This is a genomic window from Arthrobacter sp. TJ-265 (assembly GCF_058269135.1).
Map to the genome: position 1 here is coordinate 1154844 of NZ_JBZCND010000001.1, position 10974 is coordinate 1165817.

The following is a 10974-nucleotide window of genomic DNA, read 5'->3' on the forward strand; positions in this document are numbered from 1 at the left end:
CTGACCCCATGAAGTCCCACGAGATCGCCGGCCGCTGGCTGAGCTACTTCGAGAAGAACGGGCACACGGTCGTGCCCTCGGCGTCGCTGATTTCCTCAGACCCGTCCCTCCTGTTCACGGTCGCCGGGATGGTGCCGTTCATCCCGTACCTGACCGCCCGCGAGACACCTCCGTACAGCCGTGCGACGAGCGTCCAGAAGTGCATCCGCACCGGCGACATCGAGGAGGTCGGCAAGACCGCCCGGCACGGGACCTTCTTCCAGATGTGCGGCAACTTCTCCTTCGGGGACTACTTCAAGGCCGATGCCATCCGCATGGCGTGGGAGCTGCTGACCAGCGACGTCGCCGACGGCGGGTTCGGCCTGCCCGCCGAGAAGCTGTGGATCACGGTGTACCACGAGGACGACGAGGCGCTGGAGATCTGGCGCGACGCGGTCGGCGTCCCGGCCGGGCGCATCCAGAAGATGGGCAAGAAGGACAACTACTGGTCCACCGGCCAGCCCGGCCCCGCCGGTCCCTGCTCGGAGATCTTCTACGACCGCGGGCCCGCCTACGGCGCCGAGGGCGGCCCGGAGGCCGACGACGACCGGTACGTGGAGATCTGGAACCTCGTCTTCATGCAGTACCAGCGCGGCGAGGGCACCGGCAAGGACGACTTCGAGATCCTCGGCGAGCTGCCCAAGAAGAACATCGACACGGGCCTCGGGCTCGAGCGCCTCGCGATGATCCTGCAGGGCGTCGAGAACATGTACGAGACGGACCAGGTGCGTCCCGTCCTGGACCGCGCCGCGGCGCTCAGCGGGAAGACGTACACCAGCTCCGAGTCCCCGCAGGACCCGCACCACACCGACGACGTCCGCCTCCGGGTGGTCGCCGATCACATCCGCTCCTCGCTCATGCTCATCACCGACGGCGTGACCCCCTCCAACGAGGGCCGGGGCTACGTGCTGCGCCGGCTCATCCGCCGCGCGGTCCGCGCCATGCGGCTCCTCGGTGTCGAGAAGGCCTGCCTGCCCGAGCTGCTCCCCGCCTCGCGGGACGCCATGAAGGGCGTCTACCCGGAGGTCGACGCCGACTTCGAGCGCATCAGCCGGATCGCATACGCCGAGGAGAAGGCGTTCCTGCGCACCATCGCGTCGGGCACCGCACGCCTCGAGGAGGCCGTACGGGAATCCCTCTCCGAGGAGCGTCCACTGTCGGGCCAGGACGCCTTCACGCTCCACGACACCTACGGTTTCCCCATCGACCTGACGCTCGAGATGGCCGAGGAGGCCGGGCTCGCCGTCGACGCCGAGGGTTTCCGCTCGCTCATGCTCGAGCAGCGCCAGCGCGCCCAGGCCGACGCCCGCGGCAAGAAGGCCGGCCACGCCGACCTCTCCGTGTTCACCGAACTCCTCGGCCGCGGCCAGACCGTCTTCACGGGCTACGACGAGCTGACCTCGGAGGCCACGATCGTCGCCGTCCTGGACCACGGCCAGTCCGTCCCGAGCGCCCTCCAGGGGAGCGAGATCGAACTCGTCCTCGACCAGACCCCGTTCTACGCCGAGGCCGGCGGGCAGGCGGCCGACGTCGGACTCGTCACGGGCGACGGCTTCGTGGTCGAGGTGCTCGACGTCCAGCGTCCCGTCAAGGGCCTGAGCGTCCACCGCGCCGTGGTGCGCGAGGGCGAGGTGTTCCAGGGTGCCGTGGTGACGGCCGCCGTCGACCGCCGGCGCCGCCACGCGGGGGAGCAGGCGCACTCGGGCACGCACATCGTCCACGCGGCCCTCCACGAGATCCTCGGCCCCGAGGCGCTGCAGCGCGGCTCCTTCAACAAGGCCGGCTACCTGCGGTTCGACTTCTCCTGGGGTGAGGGCATCAGTGCCGGCGCCCGTTCGGAGATCGAGGAGGTCTCGAACATCGCGATCCGCAACAACTACGAGGTCGAGACCAGGATCATGTCCCTCGCGGACGCGAAGGCGCTCGGCGCCACCGCGCTGTTCGGCGAGGCCTACGGGGACACGGTGCGCGTGGTCGAGATGAACGCCGAGTTCTCCCGCGAACTGTGCGGAGGCACGCACGTGCCCTCGACGTCGCTCATCGGCAGCCTGACGCTGCTCGGCGAGCAGTCCGTCGGCTCGGGCAACCGCCGCATCGAGGCCCTCGTGGGGCTGGACGCGTTCCGGCACCTCGCCGCCGAGCGGGCGCTCGTCACCGAGCTCTCCGACATGCTGAAGGTGCCCTCGGCCCAGCTGCCCGAACGCCTGTCGGCCACCCTCAGCAAGCTCAAGGCCGCGGAGAAGGAACTGGACCGGCTCCGCCGGGAGCAGCTCGCCCTCGCCGCGGGGTCGCTCGTCGACACCGCGGTGGACGTCGACGGCGTGCGCCTGGTCGCGCACGACGCCGGTGAGATCGGCGGCGCGGACGAACTGAGGACCCTCGTGCTGGACCTGCGCGGCCGCCTCGGGTCCGAGCCCGCCGTGGTCGCTGCGACCGGCGTCGCGCAGAACCGCCCGCTCGTCCTGGTCGCGACCAACGAGGCGGCGCGGGCCGCCGGGGTCAAGGCCGGTGCCCTCGTGCGGACCGCCGCGAAGATCCTCGGCGGCGGCGGCGGCGGCAAGGACGACGTGGCGCAGGGCGGCGGTTCGGACCCCACGCGCATCCCCGACGCGCTGGCGGCGATCCGCACAGCGGTGGCGGAGCGCTGACGGCCCCCGTGGAGGAGAACGGCGGAGGAGCGGCGTCGGGCACTCCCGAGGGCCCCCCCTACCCCCTCGGCCCGAAACTCGGCGTCGACGTCGGGCAGGTCCGTGTGGGCCTCGCCGGGTGCGATCGCGACGGCCTCATCGCCACGCCGATCCGCACGCTGAAGCGCGACGCGCGGAAGAACAGCGACGTCCGGATCCTCGTCAGGGACGCCGTCGAGCGCGGCGCCGTGCAGATCATCGTGGGACTCCCGAAGAACCTCAGCGGACGGGAAGGCGCGTCCGCTGAGATGGCGCGGGAGTACGCCGCCCTCCTCGTGGAGGAACTCGCCCGGCAGTCCTATCCGGTACCGGTACGCCTCGTGGACGAGAGGCTGAGCACCGTGTCGGCCCACCGTTCGCTGCATGCCGCTGGTCTCGGCAGCCGTGATCATCGTAAGGTGGTAGATCAGGTGGCTGCCGTCGAAATACTCCAGCACGCCATCGACACGCAACGTTCACGTGGACGGGATGTGGGCGATCCGGTTCCTGTGCGAGCAGCGACGGGTGCCCAGGGCCCGCTGCTGACCCCTACAGAGGAGCCAGTCATCAGACACAGTTCGCCCAGCAGGAGGGAATCCGAGTCGTGAGCGACCGCCATTCCGCACCCCAGGGCGCCGCAGACGATGCGGCGGACCACTCCGCAGACCACCCCGACGACGGCTACTACGACGAGGCCCACGAGGACTCCTACGCCCATCCCGAGCCCGTCGAGGAGTTCTTCGTGGCGCAGGACGTGCCACGCCACGGCAGCAAGCGGCAGCCCTCGAAGGCGAAGCGGCGCCGCCGCGTCCGCCGCACCGTCGTCATGCTCGTGGTCCTCGCACTGTTCGCCGGCACCGTGTACGGTGCCGCCCTCATGCTGCGCGACGCCCTCGGCCTGAACGAGGTCACGGACTACGCGGGCCCGGGCGGTGAGGAGACGGTCTTCACCGTCCCCGAGGGCGCCGGTGCGCTGGCGATCGGGACCGGACTGGAGACCGCCGACATCGTCGCGGACTCCGGGACGTTCGTGGAGGCGCTGGGCGCCATCGCGGAAGGCCGTGAGGTCCAGCCCGGCGAGTACGAGATGCGCCTGCAGATGTCGTCCGCCGCCGCCGCCGAGGCGCTTCTCGGCGAGGACCCGACGATGGTCTCCTACGCCGCGATCGCCCGCGACCTGCGGCAGGGCGAAGTCTTCGACATCCTGAGCGAGTCCACGGGCATCCCGCGTGCGGAGTTCGACGCCCTCGCCGAGGACCCGGCGCAGTTCGGGCTCCCGGCCCAGGCACTCTCCCTCGAGGGGTACCTGCACCCGGGCGAGTACCGCTTCGACGTCGAGGCGACCGCCACGGACATCGTCACCGAGCTGATCACGGCGACGACCGACCGGCTCACCCAGGACGGCGTCACCGACCCGGACGAGCAGTACGAGATCCTGACCGTGGCGAGCATCGTGCAGGCGGAAGCGCAGGAAGGCGACTACGCCACGGTCGCCGGGTCCATCTACAACAGGCTGACGCCGGGCAACACGGAGACCAACGGGCTGATCCAGTCGGATGCCACGGTGACCTACGGGCTCGGGACGCGCACCTATCAGCTGACGGAGGAGGAGAAGAACGACACCTCCAACCCGTACAACACGTACGCCAACCCGGGACTCCCGAAGGGGCCGATCGGCTCTCCGAGCGACGAGGCGATCGACGCGACCGTCAATCCCGCGGACGTCCCGTTCTACTTCTGGGTGACGGTCGACCTCGACACGGGGGAGACCAAGTTCTCGGAGACCTACGCCGAGCACCTGCGCTACGTCGCCGAGTACGACGCCTGGTGCGGCGACAATCCCGGACGGTGCCAGTAGGTGGTACCGGCCGGGACCACCGCGGCCCGGGGATCCCGGGCCGCCGTGATCGGTTCGCCGATCGCGCACACGAAGTCCCCCCTGCTGCACAGGGCGGCGTACCGGGCGCTCGGCATCGACTGCTCCTACTCCGCGATCGACGTCGATGAGGCGCGCATCGGTGCGTTCGTCGACGACGTGCGTGCCGACGGCGCGTGGCGCGGATTGTCAGTGACGATGCCCCTCAAGGGCGCGATCGCACGGCTGGTCGACGTCACGACGGCGCCGGCGTCCGTCCTCGGCGTCGTCAACACGGTCGTCGTCGGCGACGGTCCCCACCCGACGCTCACCGGCCACAACACCGACGTCGCCGGGGTGGCCCACGCCCTCGCGGCGGCCGGCGTCGTGACGCCACGACGCGCCGTCGTCCTGGGCGGCGGAGGCACCGCCGCCGCCGCCGTGGCCGGACTGGCGCAGCTGGGGGCCGACGCGGTGTCCGTGCTCGTCCGCCGTCCCGCAGCCGCGGCGGACCTCCCGCGCATCGGTGCGGCCCTCGGCGTGGAGGTCGCCCTCGTCCCGTGGTCGCTGGCGGCCGAGGTGGTGCCGGCGTCCGACGTCGTCATCTCGACCCTGCCGCCGCGCGCCGCGGACCCGCTCGCCCGGGAGCTCACGGCGCAGGCCGGCTTCCGCACCGGCGGGACGCTGCTCGACGTCGCCTACGACCCTTGGCCGAGCCGGCTCGCGGCGGTCTGGCGTGAGGCCGGCGGGCGCATCGTGCCCGGCCTCGACATGCTGATCCACCAGGCCGTCGAGCAGGTGGCACTGTTCTTCCCCGGGGCCGGTGGGGACCGCTCCGGCGTCCTGCGCGTGATGTATGACGCAGTGGGTGGCATGCGGCGCTGAGGTGGACTGCGCCGCATGGCAGTATGGAAGCCATGTTGCGTTGGTTGACGGCAGGAGAATCGCACGGCCCCGCCGTGGTCGGCATCATCGAGGGCATGCCCGCGGGGGTGGGTATCACGAGCGGCGACATCCAGGACGCGCTGGCCCGTCGCCGGCTCGGGTACGGGCGTGGTGCCCGCATGAAGTTCGAGCGGGACCAGGTGCGCATCATGGGCGGCGTCCGGCACGGGCTGACCCAGGGCGGCCCCGTCGCCATCGAGGTGGCGAACACCGAATGGCCCAAGTGGGAGCAGATCATGTCCGCCGACCCGCTGGGGGAGCAGGACGCCGCGGAGCTCGCCGATTCGGCCCGCAACGCCCCCCTGACCCGGCCGCGCCCCGGGCACGCCGACTTCACCGGCATGCAGAAGTACGGATTCGACGAGGCCCGTCCCGTCCTGGAACGCGCCAGCGCCCGCGAGACGGCGACCCGGGTGGCGCTCGGCGCCGTCGCCGCGAAGTTCCTCGAAGGCCTCGGGATCCGCCTCGTCAGCCACACCGTGGCCGTCGGATACGTCTCGGTGCCGGAGGACGCCGTCCTGCCGACGCCGGGCGACGTCATCGCCCTCGACACCGATCCGCTGCGCTGCTTCCACCGGGACACCTCGGATGCGATGGTCGCGGAGGTCGACGCCGCCCACAAGGAGGGCGAGACCCTCGGCGGTGTCGTCGAGGTGGTCGCCTACGGACTCCCGCCGGGCCTCGGCAGCTACGTCCACTGGGACCGCCGGCTCGATTCACGCCTGGCCGCGGCCCTGATGGGCATCCAGGCCATCAAGGGTGTGGAGGTCGGCGACGGCTTCGACACCGCCGCGCGGCGCGGCACCGCGGCCCACGACGAGATCGTGCGCAACGAGGAGGGCAAGATCGTCCGGGCCAGCAACCGCGCCGGCGGGATCGAGGGTGGCATGAGCATCGGGGACACGCTCCGCGTCCGCGCCGCGATGAAGCCCATCGCCACCGTGCCCCGGGCGCTGAGGACCGTCGACGTCAGCACCGGCGCCGCCGCCCGTGCGCACCACCAGCGCTCGGACGTGTGCGCCGTCCCCGCAGCCGGCGTGGTCGCCGAGGCGATGACGGCCCTCGTGCTCGCGGAGGCGGTCACCGAGAAGTTCGGCGGCGACTCCCTGGCCGAGACCGCCCGCAACCTGCGCAGCTACCTCGAGAACATCCCGGAGTTCCTGGACTCCGCCGGGGCCTGATGCAGCGGGATCGTCCCGTCGTCCTCGTGGGCCCCATGGCGGTCGGCAAATCGGCGGTGGGCAGGATGCTCGCCGAGCGGATCGGCGCGCGGTTCATCGACACGGACCGGGTGATCGTCGAGCGGCACGGCAGCATCGCCCGGATCTTCGCCCGCCGGGGCGAGGAGGCCTTCCGTGCCATCGAGGCGGACGTCGTCCGGACGGCCCTCGCCGAGGACGCCGTCGTCTCCCTGGGCGGCGGGGCCGTCCTCCACCCGCAGACGCGGGAGCTGCTGCAGGACACCACGGTCGTGTTCCTGGACACCGACCTCGCGGCCGTACTCCCGCGCATCGGCGCGGATTCCGGCAGGCCGCTGCTGGCCGGGCGGCCGGCGGAACGATGGCAGGAGCTCTACGACGAGCGGCGGCCCGTCTACGCCGCGCTGGCCACCGCCGTCGTCGACACCCGTGGCCTCTCCGTCCGCGCGGTCACCGCGGCTGTGCTCCGGGCCCTGCCGACCCTGCACGGCAGCGACGGTCCGCGCAGCGACAGCGCCCCGACGACACACGACTCGACACACGACTCGACACACCACTCGACACACCACCTGGACCACGAGAGCGGGACGACACCCCATGGACACTGAGACCCCCACCATCATCCCGGTCACCGGGAGCACGCCCGGCGACGCGTACGACGTCGTCGTCGGCCGCGGACTCCTCGGGCGGCTGCCCGCGATCCTCGGGGAGCGCGTGCGGCGCGTCCTGGTGATCCACCCGCGGGCGCTGCGTGCGACCGGTGACACCGTCCGCGACGAGCTCGCCGACGCCGGCTTCACCGCCGTGACCGCGGAGATCCCCGACGCGGAGGAGGGCAAGCACATCCAGGTGGCCGCCTTCTGCTGGCAGGTCCTCGGCCAGAACGACTTCACGCGCTCGGACGCCGTGGTCACCGTCGGCGGGGGATCGGTGACCGACCTGGGCGGATTCGTCGCGGCGACCTGGCTGCGCGGGGTCCGCGTGGTGCACCTGCCCACGAGCCTGCTCGGCATGGTGGACGCCGCCGTCGGCGGGAAGACCGGCATCAACACCGCCGAGGGCAAGAACCTCGTGGGAGCCTTCCACCCGCCGGCCGCCGTCCTGGTGGACCTCGACGCGCTGGGCACGCTGCCGAAGAACGAGCTCGTGACCGGACTGGCCGAAGTGGTCAAGTGCGGGTTCATCGCGGACCCGGTCATCCTCGACCTGATCGAGCAGGACCAGGCCGCCGCGACGGACGCGGCCTCGCCCGTGCTGCGGGACCTCGTGGAGCGTGCCATCCGCGTGAAGGCGGACATCGTCTCCGAGGACCTGCGGGATTCGGGCCGCCGCGAGTACCTGAACTACGGCCACACCCTCGCCCACGCCATCGAGCTCGCCGAACGGTACTCGTGGCGCCACGGCGCGGCGGTCTCGGTGGGCCTCGTGTTCGCCGCGGAACTCTCGCGGATGGTCGGACGGCTCAGCGACGCGGACGCCGACCGCCACAAGAGCATCCTCGAGTCCCTCGGCCTGCCGGTCACCTACCGGCGTGACCGCTGGGCCTCGCTCCTGGACGGGATGCGCCGCGACAAGAAGTCCCGCGGCGACCTCCTCCGCTTCGTGGTGCTGGACGGCATCGGCAAGCCGGGCATGCTCGAGGTCCCCGACACCTCACTGCTCTTCGCGGCCTACCAGGAGATCGCGTCCTGACCCCTCCCTGACCGCCTCCGCGGGGTCCCCGTGGCGCACGGGGTAGACTGGTCTCTGGACTTTTGGCGCGCCTCCGCGCGCCCGCTGTGCCCCGGCCGGCCGATCCATCCGAGAACCCGACGAAAGTGAATCTGTGGCGACCACGAACGACATCAAGAACGGCACTGTTCTGAAGCTCGAAGGCAACCTTTGGAACGTCCTCGAATTCCAGCACGTCAAGCCCGGCAAGGGTGGCGCCTTCGTCCGCACCAAGCTCCGCAACATCCTCTCCGGCAAGGTGGTCGACAAGACCTTCAACGCCGGCCTGAAGATCGAGACGGCCACCGTGGACCGCCGCGACTACCAGTACCTGTACAAGGACGGCGAGGACTTCGTCTTCATGGACACCACGGACTACGACCAGATCACGGTCCCGGGCAAGACCGTCGGCAACGCCGCGAACTTCATGCTCGAGAGCCAGATGGCCACGATCGCCATGCACGAGGGCTCCCCGCTGTACGTCGAGCTGCCCGCCTCCGTGACGCTGGAGATCACCTACACGGAACCCGGCCTGCAGGGCGACCGCTCCACCGGCGGCACCAAGCCCGCCACCGTCGAGACCGGCCACGAGATCCAGGTCCCGCTGTTCCTCGGCACCGGCACCAAGGTCAAGGTCGACACCCGCACGGGCGAGTACCTGGGACGCGTCAACGAGTGAGCGCACGCAGTAAGGCCCGGCGTCGGGCCCTGGACATCCTCTTCGAGTCCGCGCAGCGCGACATGCCGGCCCTCGAGGTCATCCGTGCGCGCCGCGAGAAGACGGACATGGTCATCGCGGACTACACGGTGGACGTCGTCGAGGGCGTCCTCGAGCGCCAGGAGGAGATCGACGAGTTCCTGAGCACCTACTCGCAGGGGTGGACGCTCGACCGCATGCCGGCGGTCGACCTCATGATCCTGAGGATCGGCAGCTGGGAGCTGCTCTACAACGACGACGTCCCCGACGGCGTCGCGGTCAGCGAGGCCGTCGAGCTCGCGAAGATGCTCTCCACCGACGAGTCGCCGAAGTTCGTCAACGGCCTCCTCGGGCGGCTGCAGCAGCTCAAGCCGACCCTGCTCGCCTGAGCGCCCCCTCGTAATCCCCCGGAAGCTCCCGCAGGCCGTCGACGGCCTCCGGGAGCTTCCGTGCTCCCGGACCCGGACCCGGCCCTTCGGTGCGCAGGTGCGGTGGGTGTCGCCGTCGGACGGACCACAGCTGCGCACCCGAGCCCTGAACGTGCACCGGTGCGGCACCGGCGCCCGCGCCTACCGGGCGGCCGAGGCCAGCTGGAAGATCCGGGCCCGCCGCTGCGACGCCTCGGCCAGCAGGGCGCGCTCCTCGGCCACGTAGTCGCCGTCGCGCCGTCCGCCCAGCATCCGCTGGCGCGTGTACGCGATGCGCGACCCCGTCCTGATGAACGCGCGCATGTCCTCCTTCGCCCCGACGGACTGCGCCCAGGCGAGGGCCCGTGACCGCCCGGGCCGGGTGGCGAGCATCTGCACCTCCTCGGGCGTGAACCACCCCGCCTGCGCGTAGTCGCCGAGGCGGGCCTCGGTGAGGCGCTGCTCGGCGCGCCGGAGGAGGACGACGGCGATCACGGCGGCGACGAACAGAGGCACCTGGACCACGAAGTAGAAGAGGAAGAAGTTGTCGAACAGGAGGATGGTGCCGCCGTTCCACAGCATGTGCCCGGCGATCGCCGGCAGGAGCCCGAGGACGAAGGCGCCGAGGATCCGGGCGTTCCCGCCGCCGCGGGTGAGCGCGTAGCCCAGGACGAAGCCGAGCAGGGCGGTGAACATCACGTGGGCGAAGGGGGAGAACAGTCCGCGCAGGACGAACACCCCCACGAGGGCGCCGGCGTTGCCGGAGTCCATCACGGCGGAGCCGAAGTAGAGGATGTTCTCGGTGAACGCGAAGCCCGCCGCGACGGTGCCGGCGTAGACGATGCCGTCCACGGGCCCGTCGAAGTGGCTCCGGCGCGTGTACACGAGGATCAGCACGCCGAGGCCCTTGGCGAACTCCTCCACGAGCGGGGCCTGCAGCACCGGGCCGATCACGTCGGCGGACGTCGTGGTGAGCGCGTCCCCCAGCAGCTCCACCACATAGGTGCCGAGCAGCAGGGTCACGGCGACGGACGCGCCGGCGCCCCACAGGAACGCGAAGAGCAGGGCCCCGCGCGGTTCGGGATCCCACCGGTCGATCCAGCGCAGCCCGAGCAGGCAGATGCCCAGCGGCACCAGGGCGAGGATCCCGCAGAGGATGAAGGCCGACGGCCCGAGGGACAGCGAGAGGACGAGGAGGACGCCCGCGACCACCAGGGCCGCGACGAGCACGAGGAGGACGTCGAGCACGCGGCGGCGTCGCGGCGGCCGGTTCCACACCGGGTGGAAGGGGTCGCCGGCACCACGCATCGGGGCCGCCCGGGGGTGCCGCTCGGTGGTGTCGCCCCACCATCCCTGATCGCGTCGCCCGTGCCACTGCTGCTCCTGCCGCATGCGGTCGGGGCCGGCCGGTGGGCCGTAGCCCTGGTTGTTCATCGCCATGATCCAACCCTAGGGG

General features: G+C 71.4%; 10 protein-coding genes. 9 read left to right on the plus strand and 1 reads right to left on the minus strand.

The features are described 5' to 3' along the window. The first annotated feature begins 8 nt into the window (after positions 1 to 8). The 9 genes from alaS to nusB all read left to right on the plus strand — a co-directional run bounded on the left by alaS (position 9) and on the right by nusB (position 9500). On the plus strand, positions 9 to 2687 hold the full coding sequence (gene alaS / locus AC4D2E_RS05575) for an alanine--tRNA ligase (protein ID WP_490951899.1): 2679 nt from the start codon (positions 9 to 11) through the stop codon (positions 2685 to 2687). An 8-nt stretch (positions 2688 to 2695) separates the two neighbouring features. Next, on the plus strand, positions 2696 to 3313 hold the full coding sequence (gene ruvX, locus AC4D2E_RS05580) for a Holliday junction resolvase RuvX (protein ID WP_490951900.1): 618 nt from the start codon (positions 2696 to 2698) through the stop codon (positions 3311 to 3313). Continuing rightward, on the plus strand, positions 3310 to 4563 hold the full coding sequence (gene mltG / locus AC4D2E_RS05585; RefSeq protein WP_490951901.1) for an endolytic transglycosylase MltG: 1254 nt from the start codon (positions 3310 to 3312) through the stop codon (positions 4561 to 4563). Before ruvX ends, mltG begins: the two co-directional genes overlap by 4 nt. Then, positions 4564 to 5445 carry a shikimate dehydrogenase gene (locus AC4D2E_RS05590; protein ID WP_490951902.1) on the plus strand — a complete coding sequence of 294 codons (882 nt, stop codon included), beginning with the start codon at positions 4564 to 4566 and terminating at the stop codon, positions 5443 to 5445. Positions 5446 to 5477: 32 nt separating this feature from the next. Beyond that, positions 5478 to 6686: a chorismate synthase gene (gene aroC, locus AC4D2E_RS05595; RefSeq protein WP_104165187.1), complete on the plus strand. Its 1209-nt coding sequence runs from the start codon at positions 5478 to 5480 to the stop codon at positions 6684 to 6686. Next, positions 6686 to 7312: a shikimate kinase gene (locus AC4D2E_RS05600; protein ID WP_490951903.1), complete on the plus strand. Its 627-nt coding sequence runs from the start codon at positions 6686 to 6688 to the stop codon at positions 7310 to 7312. Before aroC ends, AC4D2E_RS05600 begins: the two co-directional genes overlap by 1 nt. Next, entirely contained in the window at positions 7302 to 8396 is a 1095-nt protein-coding gene (aroB, locus tag AC4D2E_RS05605) for a 3-dehydroquinate synthase (protein WP_104165183.1), read from the plus strand. Before AC4D2E_RS05600 ends, aroB begins: the two co-directional genes overlap by 11 nt. Positions 8397 to 8529: 133 nt before the next feature. Beyond that, entirely contained in the window at positions 8530 to 9093 is a 564-nt protein-coding gene (gene efp / locus AC4D2E_RS05610; protein WP_104050627.1) for an elongation factor P, read from the plus strand. Beyond that, positions 9090 to 9500 carry a transcription antitermination factor NusB gene (nusB, locus tag AC4D2E_RS05615; RefSeq protein ID WP_104165182.1) on the plus strand — a complete coding sequence of 137 codons (411 nt, stop codon included), beginning with the start codon at positions 9090 to 9092 and terminating at the stop codon, positions 9498 to 9500. The genes efp and nusB overlap by 4 nt, the downstream gene beginning before the upstream one ends. A 180-nt stretch (positions 9501 to 9680) precedes the next feature. Here nusB and AC4D2E_RS05620 read toward each other — a convergent pair whose 3' ends face one another. Further along, the gene (locus AC4D2E_RS05620; protein ID WP_490951904.1) at positions 9681 to 10958 is read right to left on the minus strand and encodes a PrsW family intramembrane metalloprotease; all 1278 of its coding nucleotides are present in this window, start codon (positions 10956 to 10958) and stop codon (positions 9681 to 9683) included. Between the last annotated feature and the right edge of the window lie 16 nt (positions 10959 to 10974).